We start from the raw sequence: 20,306 nt of genomic DNA on the forward strand, positions 1-20,306 counted from the left end.
ATCTTAACCTCCTTGTACTACAACTTTCTTTAACGTTCTTCTCATTAGCAGTTTTCCAAAGGAAACAAGCACTACAGCCCAGAAAAACTGAATTAGTATTACTGTTAATGCTTTTTCAGCACTTATATCGCCACTATAAATCCTAAAAGGAGTGTTCTGCATATAAGCAAAAGGAGTCAGATTGATTATCTTTACTAAATTATCAGGAAGAAGCGGTATAGGGACAACCCCACCTGCTAAGAAATCAGCAGTAGTCGTAAAGACTATTTTAAGTCCTATAGGAGAAACTGTATAAAAACTAAGAATATAAATAAACATGTTATAGGATACAATCACAATAAGAGCTAAAATAATTGAAATAAGAAATAATATAAAGCTCTTAAAACTATATGGTAGTGAAAGATTATAAGGTTTAGGAATTAAAAGAGATACAATTATTATTGGAAAGCATCTAAGCACTGCTTTGGCAACTCTATTAGCACAGCTTTTGGAAAACCAGGTGTCATAAAGACTTATAGGTCTTACAAGTTCATATGCCACATTTCCTGATGTAATAAGCTCTAATATGTCATTATCAACAAACCAAGTCATAAAAAGAGCTAAAAAAGCCTGCTGAAGCCATATATAACTAACTAGTGAAGGTAATTTCATACTAGCAGCTGCTGGATTTGATTTATAAAATGCTTCATACATCATGATGTACATAAATCCCCAGGCAAGCTGAGTAATAACTCCTGCACAAGCTGCAGTTCTATATTGAAGCCCATTGATAAACTTTATTTTAAAAAATGATAAATATGATTTCACATTCATATTTTGTACTCCTTATAAAGACCTACTACCAACTGCTCAGTAGTTATATCCTTAAGGCCATTTTTAACTTCAAATTCTTCTTTGAGCTTATTTAGGTTTCCGTCTAAAAGAAGTTTTCCTTTACCAATAAGTATTATTCTGTTTGTCAGTGCTTCAATATCCTGAGTATCATGTGTTGTTAGAATTACTGTAGTTTTTCTTTCCTTATTTATTTTATTAATAAAGTCTCTTACAGCTATTTTAGAAACGGCATCAAGGCCAATTGTAGGTTCATCAAGGAATAAAATCTTGGGACTATGTAATAAAGACGCCACTATCTCACATCTCATTCTTTGTCCAAGACTTAACTGCCTAGTCGGCATTTTAAGAAGTTCTTCAATATCAATCATATCAGTCATCATTTTTAATGTTTCTTTGAATTCTTTATCGGGAATTTTGTAGATCTGCTTTAATAAATCATAGGAATCTGAAACAGCTATATCCCACCACAGCTGACTTCTTTGTCCAAATACTACACCGATGTCTTTAACATAGATTTTTCTGTCCTTCCAGGGAACTTTACCATTAATAATGCAGTTTCCGCTGTCTGGATAAAGAATTCCACTCATAATCTTAATGCTTGTACTCTTTCCAGCACCATTAGGACCAATATATCCTACCATTTCCCCTTCATCAATATGAAAAGAAATATCATTCAGCGCATTTACCGTTTCATATTCTCTCTTCACAAACGATTTAATGGAGCTTACCAATCCAGAATTCTTCTTGTGGATCTTAAATGTTTTTGTAACATTCTTCATTTCAATCATAGACTCACCTCATATTCTATTTTTATTTGTTATCATACTACTTTAATTTAAATAAGATAAACATCAAATAAAAATATGAATTAATAAAGCAGCTTTAGCAATTAAGGATGGAATTGCATTCATCAATCCCACAGAATGCTTGGCGGAAAATCCTCCAATAAAATTAAAAATACTTAAGCTTTGCAAGAGTATCTCTTTCCTTTATTCATTAATCTTCATTCTGCTTTCATCATTATCTCATCCATCTAAATCAAAGTAATTTGTATATTATACTATTATATTAAATATTTCTCAATACAGTAATAAAATATATTTTTTGTGTATATTTATTATATTTAATGTCAATAATCACAATAAAGAAGATGAAAGGAAGGTTTTTAAATATGAATAAAAAAGCAATTTCAATGGTTGCTGCAATATTAGGAACAGCTGCGGTATGCACTTACATACTCTTACCTAGAAAAGATGCAACTGTTAAATCTGCAGACAATACTAAACAGATAGCTGATAACAACAAAGTACAATCTACTAATCAGGAGGGAGAAAATACTGCACCAAATTCTCAAAATAAAGATACAACAAATGTAGCTCCAAATGCATATAAAGAAAAGGTATCTGCAAAAAATACAGATTCAAAGCTAGCATCACTGACACTAGCTGATTATGCTAAGTCATTAAAGTGTACTGATTACACTGTTAAGATGGGAGATACAATTGACTCTTTGAGCAAGAAGTACACAGGACACTGCAATTTAAACACAGTTAAGAATTTATTATGCCTTGTTAATAATAAGAAAAGTTCAGATGACTTAATTGTTGGTTCAACTTTTAAGATTCCTGAAACAGCTTTAACTTCAGGTACACTACACAAAGTAGCAAAAAATGATACATGGTATAAGCTTGCAAAGCAGTATTATAAGAATTACAAGGTTGAAGATGTAGAAAAGTTTATATGCAGCTTAAATGATATGAAGAATAATACTCTTGTACTTGATACAACTGTATATCTTCCAAATATACAGTAGAAATTATATCTTGCTATTTGCATAAACACATAATTTTGTCCACCAAAAAAGCTATGCTGGGAATTATCCTGGCATAGCTTTTACATATTAAAATATTAAATTACTAAGTAATTTTAGTATTACAGTATTTTTATATCCTATTCTCTACTCTCTTAGTTCTTATCTCTTATCTAAATTAGTGACCAACGCTTATAAAACTAAAAATAAAACATAGCAAAGTAATATTCCTGCAAATGATGAAATGACAAGTGCCTTATTTTTCATCTTATCTTTGAATGTAAGAAGCAGAAGCATAAATATGTTGGCTAAAAGACCAAAGAACACTAAGTTCTGTGTCTGATGATCTGCGAAACTATATATGCTTCCCTTAACATATAAAACGTCTACGACAAATAAGATAAAGAAATTAAAGATACTGCTTCCCACAATATTTCCTATTGCCACATTGAAGTTTTTCATCTTGAACAATGACACTGAAGAACTTAGCTCAGGAAGAGAAGTAGCAATTCCAAGGAATAGAGCTCCTGCAAGACCTGCTCCAAGATTTAATTCTGCTGCTATCTTATCTGTAACATTCGTAATCATGATACTCGATACTATAAGACAGATACTTGCTAAAACAAACCTAAACGCAATTTGTTTTGTCGTAAGACTGCTGTCTATAGCTACTTCTTCATCAGCCTCTGCAGAATTGTCATCTGAAGACATATACTTAATGCTAAAAATATAACATACAAGAATGATAATTGATGTTATAGCAACCGTAGCAATCTCTATATTAAGAATACCGAATACGTTAAGTAAAAGCACTATATATACTATTAAAACAAAAATTGTTGTCTTTGCATGACTGCTGCCTATTCTACTATTTAATAATGATTTTGCAGTAAATAAGCCTAGTACTCCTATAATCGCAAGGTTGAATAAATTACTGCCTAGAATGTTTCCAAGGCAGAGACTTGGATTCTTAAGCCATACAGTAGCAGATATGCTTGTAAGCAGTTCTGGTAGCGATGTTACTGCTGAAAGTATAATACCTCCTATTAATGCTCCTGAGATATTTGTAGTTTTATCAATTAAATCCACGTATTTAGCAAGCTTAATTGATAGGAAGACTACAAGTACTGCCAAGATTATATACTCTATATAAATCATAATATCCCTCCATACTTTATATTTTGACTATATTTCACTGTAATATTGTATCAATATTACCACAAATTCTTTTATTGATACAACTTATTTTAAGATTTATTTCATATGTATCTTATTATATAGGTTTAATAGCAAAAGAAAATTTCCACTTAGTAACGTAAGATTACGGACAGGTACAAAATTATCTTAGTTTATTTCTTATCTTACAATTTATATTCTTATCTTTCTATTTATTTATTATCATACAGTTTATTATATTTACTTACAGTTTATCGTCAGCGTAAAATCTACTCTAAGCAAGCATCCATCAAGGATTACACGGTTTTTATTTTTAAACAGCTTTTTCGCATTTTTGACGAAGGTACAAATTATTTTGATGAAGTTATCCACAATTTTGACAACTAGAATATTTCTTTAAATAACTTTACATGAAAATGGACAGTAAATGTAACTGTATTTTTAGTATTTGTAATTTCATTAAATTTATTTGTAAAGTTGTTTATCTATTTTGTAAAAGTATTTAATATATATCCAAAGTTGTTAAATCATTTTGAAAAGTTATTTAGATATAATGTAAAGTTATAAAATTATTTTGTAAAGGTGTTAAAATGCAATGTAAAGTTGTTTAAAAATTTATTTGGTAGGGTGCTTTTGATGAAATCATATGTGGAATTAGTATAAATAAAAAAAAGAATATGAATTTGCATTCATATTCTTAAAAAAAGCTATATTTATTGTTTTTTTGCTAACCACAAAAAGCCCTAGTGATTTTTACGAAAAAATCAAGGGCTGCATTAGAATAAAGATAATGATTTTTCAATATCATATGAGATATCTTCGTTAACGTTATTATCAATATATTCCATGAAGTATTCGCCAACCTCGTACTTTTTAACATTTTCTAATGAGATTGATGATTTAAACTGTCTATATTCTTTTACTACGGCTTTTACAACAGCTGCAGCGTATGCTGGAAGAGATTTAATGTTTTCTCTGCTGTGGTAAACCTGAATTGCTCTGTATTTATTAACGATAAGCTGGACAACTCTCTCTTTGATGAACCATTCCTTAATATTCGAAATAGCTCTTACAAAATGCATAACTAGTTTCTTTGATAAAGTAACTTCTGCAAATTTAAGCTTATCCATTATCATATTGTATTCTTTAATGTTTGCAAGCTTAACAAGCTCAATAGTATCTTCTTCTAGTTTTCTTGTATCCAGTGATGGACAGTAGAAGGAGAATTTGAACTTCTTGTTTCTGTCTGGAGAATAATCTCTCTGTCTAAAGTCTTCAGATGTATCTTTAAACAGATCTGAGTATTTATTCAGCAGTTTTTCAATTGTATATTTTGCATAATATCTGCATTTAGTCTTTAAGACCTTTAGCCAGCCACTGTTATGCTTTAAAAGATTCATTGAGAATCCATTATGGAATTCTGATGCTTTTGAGTCAGATAGCTGTGCCATGTACACAATAAGCCTTTTTTCTCTGGCTTTCATATTACTAAATTCGTCTGTGAAGAAGAAACTTCTGATCTTTGTATAACCAGTAAAAGCATTATCTTGTAGCGTTATTGCATTGTCAGCTGACTTTGTCATGTTCTCCATGTCATTAAGAGTCCATGCACCTATAGTGTTGTCGTATGATATGATCTTCTTTTCTATAAGTGTATTTAGACAGTTAAATACTGTCTTGTATGACGCTTTTACATATCTGTTTCTAATTAAAGATATAAGATCAGCTTTTGAATCACTATAATTCTGTATAATGTACTTTGAATTTACTTCGCTAGATATATGCACTAATGCCATATATGTGTCTAGTATGTAATATTCATTGCAGCTATACAATATAGTAGATAAATGTGAGTTATACATCTTAGTTGCCATAGTCCTTCTTCACCTCCTTATAGTTCATTTCATATGATAAAGTAAAAATCATCTTTGTGCAAAGAGCTCAAAATTTCCACACAGTAACGTACTATTTTGGACAGCTGTCACGAAGTAATGCCACTTTGCAGAGTTTTTTCCACACAGTAACGTATATCATAGGACAGCTCTGCAAACTGTGTTATCCACAGGGGTACGAGCTAGTCAAAAGTTATCCACTGTGGATAAATTCTTAAATTCATAAAATTTAAATTTTTTTTTCCACTCAGTAACGTACAGATTTGGACAGCTTCAAGGCAAAATGATTAAAATCATTAAAAATTCCACTGCGTAACGTACAGATTTGGACAGATAGCCTTATTTTTTACACATATTGACATAAAAAAAAGTTAAAAAAAATATAAAAAAACGCTCAAAAAAGCATAAAACCCAATGAATTTATAAAATTTTACGGTTTTTTCAATGATGTCATGCAAAATTTCCACACGGTAACGTAAATTCCTGGACAGTTTCCACACAGTAACGTAAGTTTTTGGACAGTTTCCACTTAGTAACGTACATATCTGGACAGCTCCAGGAAAAGTGCATATATCCTTTAAAATTTCCACACAGTAACGTAAATTCTTGGACAGTTTCCACACAGTAACGTAGATTCTTGGACAGCTTCCACACAGTAACGTAAGTTTCCGGACAGCTCTCATAGTGTATATATGCAATAATTTAAAAATTGATAAAAAAAATAAAAAAAATACTGCAAAGCTGTTATTTTCAGTTTGACAGTATTTTTTTCAGTGCTATTTCTGTCTTTTTAATGAATTATTCAATTCTTTTTAGATGATTTCCTTCGATAACATTCTGTTTTTCGGAAACTGGAGTATTGATTCTTGCCAGTTCTATTGGTGAAAGTGGAATGTATTCTACTTCGAATGAGAATATCTTCTTGGCATAAGTAAAATCTTTAATTATAAGATTACTTTTCTTAAGTTCATCAAGAGCCTTTATAATTCTGTCTCTCTTTCTGTCCAGTCTTTTTGTATTCCAGTATATCGCTGTTGAAAACTTTGAAAGATGGATTGTTTCATCATATCCTTCGTTTGTAATGCTTGCTTTATACCTTCTCTTCTGTAGCCATATTGCAAGCTGCTGGGCATCTCCACCCAATGAATTGAATATATCGCCATCATATTCTAGTGTACTCTTCTTGATTATCAGTTCTTTAAGTATGCTACCTAAATAAACTCTTGCCATCTTTACACCATTGCTTACATAGATAGAACTTTCAAGAAGGATACCATTAACAGAGTTTCCTTCCAGGTTGTAGCTTAGCTTAGTACTACCTAGCTTTGCTATTGAGTTTTCTACAGCTTCATAATTCTTAACCTGGTTTGACAAGCCAAGGTCAAGAACTATCTGATAGATACTTTTTTCAATTGGATCACCTAACACTATCTTGTGGAAGTGAGTATAATAATAACTTATTATTTTTACATCAAGAGGGTTTAGGTATTTTACTGATTTAATCAGCGCTATCTGAGTAAGTAAGTCAGACACTTCACCTGAGTTACCACCTTCCTTTATCTGAATGTATGTCTTTTGCTCAAGCTGTAGAAGAAGTTTGTTCTGTTCATTTTCATCGATCATTATATATCTGTCGATTGTCGAAGGAGTATCTATATTAGTTCGCTTATCAAGGTCTTTCTTTTGCTCTTCTGTTAAAAAAGACATCTTAGATGTTGTATCAACAGGAATCTGCGATAATATTGTCGGGACTTTTGTAGTATTATCCTTTCTGCTTTCTTCTTCATAGCAAAGTTTTGAATAAACAACGATAATATCATTTCTAAATGCACTCTTAAGTGCAACTTTATTCATAACTTTCAGCATTGGAAAATCAGTAAGCAGTGATTCTGTACTGTTTTTCCACTCTTCAAGAGGCTCAAGTTTATTTTTGATATATGTTTCAAGGTCTGTTGTTCCAAAGTAACTTTCAAATTTCTTTAGGGACAGCTTTTTGTTCAGTACTTTATTAAATTCACTTTTGGCAAATTCTATATCCTGCATATACTGAGATGATTTATCCCTTAGGATTTTATCAAGCCATCTTTTTTTAGTTTTTTTTACGTTTGAGAAAATATTTTTTAAAATAAGTTCTCGACCTTGGATATCATCTATGCTTGTTAAATCTGCTCTTAAACTGTCATAGAAAGAGTCAAAGTCTCTACCTAGGAGATTTTCATAATTCACTTTAAATTTATCAAATAGTACTGTTCTAAAAATTTCACCCATAAACTTACCTCTTAGATTAATAGATTTATTAATATTATATCATTTATTGTCTTGCTATAATAAATTATTTTTGTTTTTAGCGCAAAAAAAGGCTTCTGGAAATTAATCCAGAAGCTTGATTAATAATTACTTAAAGTCATATTTTTCTGTATTTTTACCTACAAGTTGTGCACTAGCTTTTGAAACAAGTGATCCCTTTGATGTAATGAAGATATCTTTTTCTATTATGGTGTCCATAAGAGCAGATATCTGTTCCTGTGAAATTTCAGATTTAACATCAGATATTCTGATAGCAGCTTTCTGCCCTTCTGATGTGACAAAATTCAATGTTAGTGAATATTCCATCGTTATTCCTCCTCCCTATATTATTTTTTTAATTATTCATTGATTACTGCTGATGAGTCGTTAAGATAATAACCTTCTGCAGGCTGTAATAATACATTCTTTATAGCTTCTGCTACTGCATAGACATTATCAGATGGAGCATCAGTTTTTACATTTTTGAAGTTTTTCTTTGCATAAAGCTTCTTACCGTTTTTGTCAGTTCCCTTTTCAACTTCAATGCATAGAACTGTTGTTCTTAATACCTTCTTTACTGCCATGTTAAATTACCTCCTTTTTTGTTCTTTCATCTTGTATATATGCGGGAGGAAAAAAAGTTGGTAAAAAAATATAAAAATTTTTGAAGTAGGTTGAAGTGCAAAGATAGGGCACAGGTCACAGATAAGAGATAAGAACTAATAGAGAAGAGAAAAGGAGGAAACTCCATAACGGGAGTTTTGAGATAATAGCGTGGCTGGACAAGCTATTCTTCAACGTGGAATTGCGTTAGCAATCCCACAGGAGTTTTGGAGGATTTGCCTCCATAAAAATTAAGGAATCAGTAAGCATCGCGAACTGATTCCATCATGTTCTATTCGTTGTTCTCTAGTCACTATTCGTTGTAACTAGATATTAAAATATTAATTCTAAATGAGTTATGATCTTTAATAATTCTTTTTTATTTGATTTATGAATTTAAATATTGTTGATGAGAGCATGATGCCAAATGCTATAGCACCGCCAATTGCTAAGGTGAAGGCTGCTTTTCTAAGTGCTTCATTAAAATTGCCCTGAACTATGTAATTTATTGTGCTGTAGGCTGTTATTCCTGGGACAAGTGGGAAAATGCCGGGTACATAAAACATTGAAGCAGGCGTTTTTTTAATTCTGGCCATTACTTCACTGTAGATATTAACAGCAAAGGCACCAAAGAATGAGCCTATTACTGTGCTGCCACTGTAATCAAGAGTAATGCTGTAGGCTATCCAGCCTAAAGCTCCCCCGATTCCTGTCCAAATAATTTTTTTTCTGTCGATGTTAAAAAGAATTACAGGAAATACACTGCCGAGAAAAGATAATATAGTCATTTTTAGTAACATGTCTTACATTCCTTTCAAAGATAATAATGCTGTTGCTATTCCTGCACTGACTGCAGCTATGACAATAAGTGCTTCTGAAAAACGAGATATGCCTGATGAAAAATCACCATAAAGCATGTCCTTAATTCCGTTGGTAAGGATAACTCCTGGAAGCAGGATCATTATTGATCCAGTAATAACATTATGAGAATTAATGCTGCCAATCATCATATGGGACAAGATGCTGCAAAGTCCGATAATAAGTCCAGATACGTAGTACTGCAGAAATTCAAAAAATCCCAGCTTTGATATCTTCTCGAGAATCCAATATGTAAAAGAACAAATTATGATTGATACAATACCGTCAACCATTGTACCATTGAAAAATAATGTATATATAAAGCCAGTCATACATGAAGCAAAGAGTCTCACTTTATATGTAAATGTTGGCGAGTTACTAATATAATTAAGTCTTTTCATTGCTTCGTCAGCTGGAAGCTGCTTTTTGCATAACTTTCTTGAAAAATCATTAACGAGTTCGATTCTGTATAAATCAACGCTCTGCTTTTTGACCTTCTTCACAGAGGTGATTTTTTCTTTACCTTGACCTATAGTAAGCCATAAGCCTTTTGATACTGTAAGGCATTCCGCATCATAACCATATGAGTTACATATTCTTATTACAGTATCTTCAATTCTGTAAGTTTCTGCACCATATCCAAGCAGTATTTCGCCTGCAGTCAGTGCAATGTCCATCACATCATGAGCATTCATATGTTGTCCTCCAATAAGTAATTTACTCTGCTTCTCAATAAAACATTGCCTAAAACATCAAAAGCTTTATGAGAATAAATTTTTATTAATTGACATTAAAAAAGGCACCTAAGTACGGCATAATTAATATATTAAATAAACGTATTATCAATAAAGTTAGGCACACTTTTATGATATATCAAAATAACTTAAATTAAAAGCAATAAAAAGAAATTGTAATAAAATTATCCATTAATTTTAAAAATAGTATTGACAATAAATTACCAAAAGAATATTATAATAACAAATATAAATCCTTTGATAAGGAATAGTAGCCATGATGTAATGTTAAAGAGAGCTGATGGTGGTGTGATATCAGTACAATAGCTATTGGTGAATGGGCCTTTGAGGAGCAAGGTGAAATATTTCTAGAAAGTAGCTAAGACGTAAGCCACACGTTACAGTGGACAGGATATGATAGTATCTGAGAAGAGAGGTATGTTTTTTACATACAATTTAGGTGGCAACGCGGATAATCTCCGTCCTATTAATTAGTAATAGGACGGAGTTTTTTATATTTAGGAAATTGCATTTGAAAAGGAAAATTCTATTGCTGTAAAGCCTTGCAAACAAAGAATTTAAAGATTAGTAGCTTAAAGGGGGAATAGATCATGTTGTGAAAGGAATTATTTTTAGAAGAAGTAAAAACGTAAAAAAGATTTTTAATTATTAAGGAGGATATATCTTATGGAAACAAAAGCAATCAGTATCAAGAAAATGAATACAAAGAGGATGGTTACAAACGCAATTTTAATAGCAATAGGAGCAATATTACATGAAATAACACCTGGAGTAGCTATGCAGCCTGATTTATCACTTGCAATGTTATTTATAATAATGGTATACAATAGAGAGTACAAGACATCATTAATATGTGGAATAGCTATTGGTATTTTTGCAGCAGCTACAAGTAAAACACCAAATAGCCAGATTCCTAATATAGTAGATAAGATTATTACATGTAATATTATGTATTTTGTTTTATTACCATTAAGAAATAGAATAAACAGAATGGTTCAGATGGTATTTGCATTATCTTTAGGAACATTGATTAGCGGTACAATATTTTTAACAGTATTAATGATGTTCAATGGATTCCCAATGAAAACATTCAACACATTATTTATTACAGTTGTTTTACCTACTACAGCTCTTAATATAATACTAGGCAGTATTTTATATAAGGTCGTTGGACGAGCAATAAAGATCACTGGAGCATATGAAGTAGAAGACAAAGTAGGACAAAGGGCACTTAAATAGGTAACAGGATACTGAATAGGTTACAGGTAGAAGGTCACAGGTTGTGGTAGATTATAGGTGACAGATAAGAGATAAGAAATAAGAGACAAGAGAAATGGAGAAAATTCATCAGACTTCGCTCACGTATTTTTTGAATTATGTGAATATATAAAAAGATTCTACAAACTCTAATAAAGAAGTTAATTTTAAGGAGTGATGAAGATGAACAATTCAAATAATAAAAATTTAAGCGAGGATATTGCTTCACCAAATTATAAAAGAAAGCTTAAAGAAAAAGCTAATGAAAAGACACCATACTGTAAGGATGAGCCATCAAACCATCCTGAACACAGATAGAAGCAGAGCTAAAAGGCCCTGCTTCTATTTTTAATGCGTTTTAATATCAAGGTATTATAAAATTATAATACTAGAGTATTTTAGTATGCAAATAATAAAGTACGTTAGTTGTACATTTTCTACTTTGTTGTTCTCTATGTGATACTCATTACTAGCTAATAATATCATAATTATATAATATTATAATACGATAATATTTAGGTAATAATTTTTTGTATCTCTTCAATATAAGTAATTATCTTCTGATCAAGATTATGCTTATCAACAAATTCTTTAACTTCTTTATTTGTTTTATCATTAAGATCAAAATCTATTTCATCAAGCCCATGATTCATTCCAACACTAGCTTCTAAAGTGCCATCATTTACTTCAAGAAAAGATACATATACTCCTTCAGAAAAATATGCTTTAAAATCTAATCCATATATATAAGGTCTTCTCATGCTGAAGTCATCGACTTTTAGATTAATTTTTTCTGCTGCTCTGCTTACTATGGCATGTATTTTTTCAGCTTTAACCATAATAACATCTCCTTACATTTTTCCTATATATTTATTATATAACTTTTTGAATTAATTAATGAAGATTTAAGCATAAAAAAATTGTCTGAAATTTTACTATATATAATAGGAAGGAAAAAATATAATTTATAGCATAAAATATAATACTTTAGTATTAAAATATCTAAATAGCAAAATATATTGATAGAAAAGTAATAATTTATCTTTATATTTTAATTTTTTGATAGTATAATACATAAGTATAAAGGTATTATATTTGGTTTTTATAATATTTGTATAAAAGCATAAATTATGGATAAAATAACAAGAGGAGTGATTATTTTGGTTAAAACAATTGCGATAGCTAATCAAAAAGGTGGAGTTACTAAGACTACAGCAACTTTTAATATAGCTGCCGCTATGGCTGAACAAGGAAAAAAAGTCCTAATGGTCGATTTAGATAGCCAGGCAAGTTTAACTATATCAGCAGGACTTGAACCACTTGATATGGAATATACAGTGTGCGACTTACTTAAAAAGAGACGCGTTGAAACTGCAAAATGTGTTTATAAATTAGAAAACATTAAGAATTTATCTATTATTCCTTCTATAATAGATCTTGCTGCTCTAGAAATGGAACTTCAGGGAAGAACATCAAGAGAGAAAATTTTATCAAGATCATTAAAGGAAATAAAAGATGATTATGATTATATAATAATTGATTGTCCACCACAATTAAGTATACTAACTCTTAATGCATTAGCGGCCTGTGATTATGTAATTATTCCTTGCAAAACTGATTATTTATCATATAGAGGTCTGGAACAGCTTAATGAAACTATAAAAGATGTACAGGATCTTGTAAATCCTGCTATTTCTGTTAAGGGTGTAATTGCTACATTATATGAAAAGAACGTTAAGGATCACAATGAAATTCTTGATATGTTAGCAAAGCAGTATAGAATTATCGGAACAACTAAGAAAACTGCTGAAGCAACTAAAGGTGTGTATGATGGTATGCCTGTAGTTCTTAAGAATAAGAGGACTGATATTGCAAAAGAATATATGAACATTGCAAAAATAATAATGAAGGAAGGTAACTAAGATGGGGTTAAGCGATAGAGAAAATAGAAGGAAGAAGAGCGTAGTCAACAGTTTAATTGATGGAAGAGATTCAGTTAAAGATACTAAAGAAACTGTAAAATACAAACAAAAAGCATATTATATAACTGATGATATATATAAAGCTGTTAACTTAAAGGCTGCAAAAACTGGTAAAGATAAAAGCGCTATCGTAAGAGATGCCCTTAGCATTTACCTTAAAGATATACTTAAAGAACTTGAAGATGAAAGATTAAACAAGTAATTTGCTATGAAACTGGCTTTTAGCCAGTTTTTTTTGTATTGCAACATAAATTGATTAAAACCAATACTGGTATTATACACCACAAAAAAACATCCATTTTACTGGGAAAAATAATGTAGCTTAGCCACTGGAGTCACTTGTCTAAGGATTAATTATGAAAAATATGGATTGATAAATTACCCATGTATAATATAACCATGTAAGAAAGGATGTGCTTTTATTAGTAAGAACCTTTTTTGAATACGGCTGTTTTAATATGTTATTCTTCTTGTGCGACGATTACCAAAATAAATCTTAAGGAGGAAATTAGGTATGAGAAACAAAACAATATCTAAAATTTTAATAGCAGCTGGATTAGTTACAGTTGTAGGAGCAGGTGTATATGGTACAAGCCATAATACTAATAATAAAGTTGCAGCTAATAATGCTATAGCGCAGGAGAAAAATCCATTTAAAGGTTTAATGATGTCATTAAATCAAAATGAAGATGAAAAAGTGGCAGCAGACAAAAATGCAGATAATAATAACTCAGTAGTAAGAAATGGTGTAGGGTTAGGACAAGCAGTAAATGCTGAAGATAATAATATATTAGAAGAAAATATATTTAGTAGTGATAATAATGCAGTAGCAGAAAATACTGCAGCTCGAAATTTAGTAAAGGATGATAAGACATCATTAATGAATAAACTTAATTTAACAAGTACTGTTAAGAGACCATCATCATTCAAGTGGCTTAGCTTTAATCAGAATACTGTTAAACCTAATAAGAATAATCAGTGTAATAATGGTACAAGCTCAGGCAGTAACAGTAATAATACTGGCTCTAATTCTGGAAGTAATGCAGGACAGATTACACCTGATAAGAATGAAAACAATAATAACGCAGGAAATGAGAACAATAATAGTTCATCAAATAATGGTATTGTAAATAACGGAAACAAGCCAAATAACAATATTGGTACACAGAATAAACCAGTAGAAAGTACAGATAGTTTTATAGCTGAAATTGAGCAGCAGATTTTCCAATCTGTTAATGCAGAAAGAGCAAAAGCTGGATTAAGTGCACTTTCATACAATAATACTATGCAGAAATATGCTAGAATTAAGTCTAAGGATATGGGTGACAGAGGATACTTTGATCACAAGAATCCAGAAGGACAGCTTATCACAGCACAGATGCAGAAAGATGGAGTTAAATACAATGCATGGGGCGAAAATATAGCATATATCAGTGGAATGAGTGGCAACTCTGCTATTGCCAATAAGTTCATGACAAACTGGATGAATTCAGATGGACATAGAGCTAACATATTATCTACAAACTTTTCAAGCATAGGAATTGGAGTTTACAAGATAGGAAACAAGTACTACGCTACTCAGGAATTCTACAGATAAAAGATTAGAGATATGAATTAAGAAAGTAGAGTTTGGTATGAAACTTCTCAGAGTTTCTTATATAGAAGACAAGCCTCTCTATATAATTCATTAATATAAAGATACCATAATACTAGTATACTAATATACTAAAGTATTATAGTATCTTATTAATGGCTAGGAAATTGCATTAAAAAGGTAAAATTTTAATGCTGTAAAGTGTTGAAAACAAATGATTTACAGCTTAATTCAAAAACATGATATAATGCAATTCACCGTTTTTTATATGAAAGTATAAAATACTAAGGCAAAACAATGATAAATTATTTCGTATTATAGTATTCTAATATTGTTATATTAAAATAATAAAATAAATTATTATTAAATTACTTTATTATTTTAATTATATCCTTTATAGATTCAGTAATCATCAGCTTTTTGTCGATTGTAGCATTATTATATATAAACTGATGGCATACTGAGTTTACTATTTCTGAAATTATGAATAACTGTTCTTTTTTATGAATAGAATTTAAAGAAATATTATTATCTTTTAATATCTTGAGAATCTTTTCTAAAATAAGATTCTTTTTTTCGTTATAATAATTATTAATATTACTATTTATAAGACACTGAGCAGAAAGTTCGTTATGAAATTTTTTTGACATTGAATGTATCTCTATAAATGAATAAATATAAAATTCAACAATTTCATTTAAATTTTTGTGAGGAATTTCATGTGACAACTCCTCTACCCTATTTATTATATTGTCCATATATAAATCAATAACGTAATAAAAAATATCATTTTTATCTTCAAAATAACTATACACGCTGCCAGTTGCAACTCCAGCTTGTTTTGCAATCTCAGCAGTATTAGTTTCATAATAACCTTTTGAATTGAAAAGCTCATAGGCTGCTTTTATAATTTTCTTCTTTTTTTCAATGGATCTTTCCTGCTTTGGAACTCTTACAACTGACTTCATTAAAAACACCTCAATAATATTGTATATTTACAATATTATCCAGTCAATAACCTGAAATAAAATTCATGTTTAAACTTAGTTTAAGATACCAAAGTTATAGCCTTTTGACTGAAGCTTTTCGATTATGTAAGGTAGAGCTTCAACAGTTGATTCCTTTCCATATGTATCATGCATAAGAACTACAACAATATCTTGTTCTTTAAATGTTTGATTAAATCTGGCTATTAGTTGTTCTTTATTTTTTCTATAACCTTCAGCATCTCCGTTTAAAACATTCCAGTCCACATAATTTACATGACATTCCTTAAAAGGCTCCTTTAAAGCTTTAGTATTTTTCCATGAAGCGAATCCCCCAGGAAGACGTACAACACTGCAGTGAAAATCCTCTCCAAGAACTTCCTTCATTACTGATTCATTTTTCTTAAGATCTTTGATTATATGGTTTGCATTTGCATACCTGTTTGGATATAGGTATTTATAATCATGACAAAATGTATGATTTCCAATGGCATGACCCTCATTATACATTCTCTTAAGCACAGCTTTACAGCTATCATTATTAAGTTGCTCACCTAAGATGAAAAATGTGGCTTTAACATTGTAAGCTTTAAGTACATCTAATATTTTAGGCGTGTTTGTGGTAGATGGACCATCATCAAATGTTAAAAAAGCAACTTTCTGGATATTATCTTGAGAAGTATTGCTTCTGACTGAACGGATATTATCTTCAATTATCTTTGTGTCATAGGCATAGGATTTTATCATTATCTCCCGTTCTTCTTTTTTTAAATGATCATTTTTCGCACTGCTTTGAATCTGTGGTGTACTTATATTTGTAATATCATTGGCTTCTGTCATACATATACTAGTCAACATGCAGAAGGATACCAATGTTGATAAATATGCTTTATTCAACTCTAACACTCCTAACATAGTAAAATATCTTACACACTTAGCTTATCCAAATACGATAAATATAATCACTATATTGATATCTTATAACAAAATAATTAAAATACTTTACAATTATAATATTTTAATATTTAGATATTAAAACACTGTAATACTATAATAGATGATGTTTATAAAATATGTTGCAATTATAAAATCAGATAATTAAAAAGATTTAATACTATAATACTTATGTACTATAAAAATAAAATATCTAAATATTAAATAACAAGAATACTAAAATAATAAAATATTGAGATATTAGAGGGCGAAAGATCATATAATATCATACATTGATATTATATTAATTTAAAAGAAGATGTGTTTTACGGGAATAATAAGTAAAGTTTTGTATAAAACTATTATATCTGCAGGGGCTATTGTAGATAATAAGCTGGAAAGAGATACAAAGCATGCACTTAATGTCAACGAAAAAGTTTTGAAGAATATACTTAAGAGAAATGAAGAAAGTGAAATAGGGAAAAAGTATGATTTTAAAAATATAAAAACTATAGATGATTATAAAAATAAAGTGCCAATCACAAAATATGATTATTATGAAGAATATATAAAAAGGATGGCCAAGGGCGAAAAGAAAGTTTTAATGTGTGATGAAGTAGAATACTTTGGACATACATCAGGAACAACTGGCAAACAGAAGCTTATTCCATCAACAAAGAAAGCCAGAATGATTGCTTCAAAATATATGGCATTTTTATTAAACAGATATGCCTATGATAATCTTAAATACGAATGGAAGTATGGAAGAGGACTTCTTATTGCAGATATAGTTATGACTTCATACACTGAAGGAAATATTCCTGTATGTTCAGCTACATCTGGTGGCATGAAGGCGATGGGTAAAATGATTAAATATTTATATACTTCGCCATATGAGGTTATGACTATAAAGGATAAAGAGTCATCATTATATCTTCATATCCTTTTTGCACTTAAGGAAAGAGGATTGACTTTTATTTCAGGAGTATTTATTTCAAGTGTGCTTGATATGTTCAGGATTATGGAAGAAAATCATCTTGATCTTGTTAAAGATATTAGGACAGGTAAAGTTAACAGGAACCTTGTAATAGATGACGATGTAAGGGAAAAGTTAAATTCATATTTAGAGCCTGATGCTATGAGAGCAGATGAGCTTGAAAAGATTTTTAAGGATGGCTTTAGAGCATGTGCAAGAAAGATATGGCCTAGCCTAGTTTATATAGGAACTGTTACTGGAGCTAATTTCTCTATCTATGATGACAAGGTAAATTATTATACAAACTATCTGCCTATTTATTCACCTTGCTATGCAGCTACAGAAGCAACAATCGGTATGAACAAGAATGTGGGCATAATTAAATATATAGTAATTCCTGACACAGTGTTTTATGAGTTTCTGCCAGTAGATATGGAGAACAAACAAGGAGGAAAGATTATTACGAAAAATATTGATGAGCTTGAAATTGGAGAAAAATATGAAGTGCTTGTTACAAATTACTCTGGCCTTTATAGGTATAGGCTTGGTGATGTTGTAAGAGTAGTTGGTTACTACAATAATTCACCTGAGATAGTATTTGAATATAGAAAGAATCAGGTGCTTAATATGGCTTCTGAAAAGACAAATGAAATGCAGCTTGTGGCAGCACTAAGGAATACTGTTAAAATATTTGAACTTGAAATTATAGACTATATAACAGAACCAGATAATAATGTTTCACCAGGTAGATATATAATTTATGTAGAATTTAAAGATCCTCTAGATGCATTTACCCTTAAGAGGGTGGAAAAACAGTTGGAGATAGAACTTAAAAGGACAAACATTGCATATGACAGGGCAAGATATAACTTTAAACTATCACCTCTTAAGCTTGTCCAGCTAAAGAAAGGCACATTCAATAAGGTTAAGGAATCAATGTACCATAAAGGTGTGTCCAAGAATCAAATCAAAGTACCAAGAGTAATTAATAAGGAAAACATCAGGCAGATAATTAAAGAAGGAAGAATGTAGAAGGTGTTCAGGTCAAAGACAAGTCACAGGCTTTAACAGGTCAAAGGTCAAAGGTAAGGAGAAAACTCCCCAGCGGGAGTTTTTAATATAATTGTGTGGAGGGCTTGTCCTCCCTTAATTTTTTTCAAATTAAACACATTTTTTTGACAGATGAAATTACTGAACGTAATTTCATTTTTGCTAAACATAGCTTGTCCCACCATCCCACACTTAATTTGTGAAAACTCACGATAGGGAGTTTCATCCAAACTTGTGACCTTCAATCTGTGACCTATTATCTGTGATCCGTTATTATGAGATTTATAAGTGCAATTAAGTATCTTTTTCTTTTCACCGCCAGATAGTGTTGTACCATTATCCTTAATAACCTTGACTTCTTTATTGAGTCTGCAGTAAGCTTTAACTTGCTGTAATGAATCATCTGGTATATTTCTATGTGTTATAATTTTCAAATAATCATCTATCGATTCATTAAGAAGCATTTCATCTTGTGAAACATAACATATTTGTTTATATAAGTTTTGTTTATTAAACTTATTAATATTTTCATAATTTTGTTTCATTAGTTCTATAATATATATTTAGTTTTTATCATGTATATAATATTAATTTCACAATAATTTTATTTTGAAGTTTTGTCTATAGATAAAAAGCTAAAAATCTTTATTTTTTCTTTAGTTTTAATAGATTTTTACTCCATTTGTTTTGTTTATCATTTAATTATGGTTTGAGATTGTAATCAAGCATTAAATGATGAAAGAAAAAATATATGGGGTGATTTTTTTATGATAAAAATTAAGAATCTAACTAAGGATTTTACAAGAGAAGGGATAAGAGAAAGGGTGCTTAAGGATGTGAGCAGTCTTTTTGGTGGTGAAGCACAGAGAGTTGCCATTGTCAGATCGCTTGTCAACAAGCCTTCAATACTGCTTTGTGATGAGCCTACTGGTGCACTTGATTCAAACAATGGCAAAAAGGTTATGGAGCTGCTGCTTAATATCAAGAAGCAGAATAATACAACTCTCATAATCGTAACTCATGACAAGAGAATTGCTGACATGGGTGAGAGAAGATTATTCTTAGAGGATGGTGAGATTCATGAACTGTCTTAATATTTTCAAGATATATAATAAGAAGCTTATAAAAAAAGAAAAGCTGATGTACAGTTTTAAGGATGTGAAAAAGAATTTTATGTCCTTTATTCTTGTAGTTGTCAGCATCACCATGACTTTATGGTTTGTGCTTATAGGATATTACCTTAACAGCACAATAAAAAATAACATGCAGAAAGCCATAAGTTTATCTGTATTCCATTTGGAGGCTTAATTAAAA

General features: G+C 30.4%; 22 protein-coding genes and 1 other annotated feature. Of the genes, 9 read left to right on the forward strand and 13 right to left on the reverse strand.

All coding sequences use genetic code 11. The features are described from left to right. Window positions 1–3: 3 nt before the first annotated feature. Window positions 4–813: an ABC transporter permease gene (locus FYJ33_RS08210; protein ID WP_154531274.1), complete on the reverse strand. Its 810-nt coding sequence runs from the start codon at window positions 811–813 to the stop codon at window positions 4–6. Further along, window positions 810–1,622 (reverse strand): ABC transporter ATP-binding protein, encoded by an 813-nt coding sequence (locus tag FYJ33_RS08215; RefSeq protein ID WP_154531275.1) that lies wholly within the window; start codon window positions 1,620–1,622, stop codon window positions 810–812. The genes FYJ33_RS08210 and FYJ33_RS08215 overlap by 4 nt, the downstream gene beginning before the upstream one ends. Window positions 1,623–2,005: 383 nt before the next feature. Here FYJ33_RS08215 and FYJ33_RS08220 point away from each other — a divergent pair, with 383 nt between their 5' ends. Beyond that, complete coding sequence (locus FYJ33_RS08220; RefSeq protein ID WP_206046649.1) at window positions 2,006–2,647, forward strand: LysM peptidoglycan-binding domain-containing protein; 642 nt, start codon at window positions 2,006–2,008, stop codon at window positions 2,645–2,647. A gap of 189 nt (window positions 2,648–2,836) precedes the next feature. Here the strand turns inward: FYJ33_RS08220 and FYJ33_RS08225 are convergent, their stop codons facing one another. The 7 genes from FYJ33_RS08225 to FYJ33_RS08255 form a co-directional block, all read right to left on the reverse strand. Continuing rightward, window positions 2,837–3,802, reverse strand: a complete 966-nt coding sequence (locus FYJ33_RS08225; RefSeq protein WP_154531277.1) for a sodium:calcium antiporter — start codon at window positions 3,800–3,802, stop codon at window positions 2,837–2,839. Window positions 3,803–4,596: 794 nt separating this feature from the next. Then, window positions 4,597–5,694, reverse strand: coding sequence for a hypothetical protein (locus FYJ33_RS08230; RefSeq protein ID WP_154531278.1), 1,098 nt, complete (start codon window positions 5,692–5,694; stop codon window positions 4,597–4,599). A gap of 816 nt (window positions 5,695–6,510) precedes the next feature. Further along, window positions 6,511–7,980, reverse strand: a complete 1,470-nt coding sequence (locus FYJ33_RS08235) for a hypothetical protein (RefSeq protein ID WP_154531279.1) — start codon at window positions 7,978–7,980, stop codon at window positions 6,511–6,513. Window positions 7,981–8,106: 126 nt separating this feature from the next. Then, window positions 8,107–8,325, reverse strand: coding sequence for a DUF2922 domain-containing protein (locus tag FYJ33_RS08240; RefSeq protein ID WP_154531280.1), 219 nt, complete (start codon window positions 8,323–8,325; stop codon window positions 8,107–8,109). Between the two features lie 32 nt (window positions 8,326–8,357). Continuing rightward, window positions 8,358–8,582, reverse strand: coding sequence for a DUF1659 domain-containing protein (locus FYJ33_RS08245; RefSeq protein ID WP_154531281.1), 225 nt, complete (start codon window positions 8,580–8,582; stop codon window positions 8,358–8,360). A 384-nt stretch (window positions 8,583–8,966) separates the two neighbouring features. Next, the gene (locus tag FYJ33_RS08250) at window positions 8,967–9,401 is read right to left on the reverse strand and encodes a threonine/serine exporter family protein (protein WP_154531282.1); all 435 of its coding nucleotides are present in this window, start codon (window positions 9,399–9,401) and stop codon (window positions 8,967–8,969) included. Window positions 9,402–9,404: 3 nt separating this feature from the next. Then, complete coding sequence (locus FYJ33_RS08255) at window positions 9,405–10,154, reverse strand: threonine/serine exporter family protein (RefSeq protein WP_154531283.1); 750 nt, start codon at window positions 10,152–10,154, stop codon at window positions 9,405–9,407. A 288-nt stretch (window positions 10,155–10,442) separates the two neighbouring features. Further along, window positions 10,443–10,683 (forward strand) — a binding site (T-box leader). A gap of 227 nt (window positions 10,684–10,910) precedes the next feature. Here FYJ33_RS08255 and FYJ33_RS08260 point away from each other — a divergent pair. After that, the gene (locus FYJ33_RS08260) at window positions 10,911–11,453 is read left to right on the forward strand and encodes a tryptophan transporter (protein WP_154531341.1); all 543 of its coding nucleotides are present in this window, start codon (window positions 10,911–10,913) and stop codon (window positions 11,451–11,453) included. Between the two features lie 201 nt (window positions 11,454–11,654). Further along, window positions 11,655–11,789 carry a hypothetical protein gene (locus FYJ33_RS16660; RefSeq protein ID WP_268891453.1) on the forward strand — a complete coding sequence of 45 codons (135 nt, stop codon included), beginning with the start codon at window positions 11,655–11,657 and terminating at the stop codon, window positions 11,787–11,789. 197 nt (window positions 11,790–11,986) lie between these two features. On the opposite strand, the gene FYJ33_RS08265 is transcribed toward FYJ33_RS16660, so the two are convergent. Continuing rightward, the gene (locus FYJ33_RS08265) at window positions 11,987–12,310 is read right to left on the reverse strand and encodes a hypothetical protein (RefSeq protein ID WP_154531284.1); all 324 of its coding nucleotides are present in this window, start codon (window positions 12,308–12,310) and stop codon (window positions 11,987–11,989) included. 291 nt (window positions 12,311–12,601) lie between these two features. Here FYJ33_RS08265 and FYJ33_RS08270 point away from each other — a divergent pair, with 291 nt between their 5' ends. The 3 genes from FYJ33_RS08270 (at window position 12,602) to FYJ33_RS08280 (ending at window position 15,050) form a co-directional block, all read left to right on the forward strand. Beyond that, window positions 12,602–13,393 (forward strand): ParA family protein, encoded by a 792-nt coding sequence (locus FYJ33_RS08270; protein ID WP_154531285.1) that lies wholly within the window; start codon window positions 12,602–12,604, stop codon window positions 13,391–13,393. Window position 13,394: 1 nt separating this feature from the next. Next, window positions 13,395–13,655, forward strand: coding sequence for a ribbon-helix-helix protein, CopG family (locus FYJ33_RS08275; protein WP_154531286.1), 261 nt, complete (start codon window positions 13,395–13,397; stop codon window positions 13,653–13,655). 312 nt (window positions 13,656–13,967) lie between these two features. Next, on the forward strand, window positions 13,968–15,050 hold the full coding sequence (locus FYJ33_RS08280; protein ID WP_235900806.1) for a CAP domain-containing protein: 1,083 nt from the start codon (window positions 13,968–13,970) through the stop codon (window positions 15,048–15,050). Between the two features lie 365 nt (window positions 15,051–15,415). Here FYJ33_RS08280 and FYJ33_RS08285 read toward each other — a convergent pair whose 3' ends face one another. Continuing rightward, window positions 15,416–16,015: a TetR/AcrR family transcriptional regulator gene (locus tag FYJ33_RS08285; RefSeq protein WP_154531287.1), complete on the reverse strand. Its 600-nt coding sequence runs from the start codon at window positions 16,013–16,015 to the stop codon at window positions 15,416–15,418. 75 nt (window positions 16,016–16,090) lie between these two features. Then, window positions 16,091–16,930, reverse strand: a complete 840-nt coding sequence (locus tag FYJ33_RS08290) for a polysaccharide deacetylase family protein (protein ID WP_206046650.1) — start codon at window positions 16,928–16,930, stop codon at window positions 16,091–16,093. 385 nt (window positions 16,931–17,315) lie between these two features. Here FYJ33_RS08290 and FYJ33_RS08295 point away from each other — a divergent pair, with 385 nt between their 5' ends. After that, the gene (locus tag FYJ33_RS08295; RefSeq protein ID WP_328598666.1) at window positions 17,316–18,974 is read left to right on the forward strand and encodes a GH3 auxin-responsive promoter family protein; all 1,659 of its coding nucleotides are present in this window, start codon (window positions 17,316–17,318) and stop codon (window positions 18,972–18,974) included. A 47-nt stretch (window positions 18,975–19,021) separates the two neighbouring features. Here FYJ33_RS08295 and FYJ33_RS08300 read toward each other — a convergent pair whose 3' ends face one another. Further along, window positions 19,022–19,537 (reverse strand): P-loop NTPase family protein, encoded by a 516-nt coding sequence (locus tag FYJ33_RS08300; RefSeq protein ID WP_154531290.1) that lies wholly within the window; start codon window positions 19,535–19,537, stop codon window positions 19,022–19,024. A gap of 222 nt (window positions 19,538–19,759) precedes the next feature. Here FYJ33_RS08300 and FYJ33_RS08305 point away from each other — a divergent pair, with 222 nt between their 5' ends. Next, window positions 19,760–20,086 carry an ATP-binding cassette domain-containing protein gene (locus FYJ33_RS08305; protein ID WP_154531291.1) on the forward strand — a complete coding sequence of 109 codons (327 nt, stop codon included), beginning with the start codon at window positions 19,760–19,762 and terminating at the stop codon, window positions 20,084–20,086. Next, window positions 20,073–20,300: a hypothetical protein gene (locus tag FYJ33_RS08310; RefSeq protein ID WP_154531292.1), complete on the forward strand. Its 228-nt coding sequence runs from the start codon at window positions 20,073–20,075 to the stop codon at window positions 20,298–20,300. The genes FYJ33_RS08305 and FYJ33_RS08310 overlap by 14 nt, the downstream gene beginning before the upstream one ends. The last annotated feature ends 6 nt before the right edge of the window (window positions 20,301–20,306 follow it).

Origin of the sequence: Inconstantimicrobium porci (genome assembly GCF_009696465.1) — a bacterium.
GTDB classification, from domain to species: domain Bacteria; phylum Bacillota; class Clostridia; order Clostridiales; family Clostridiaceae; genus Inconstantimicrobium; species Inconstantimicrobium porci.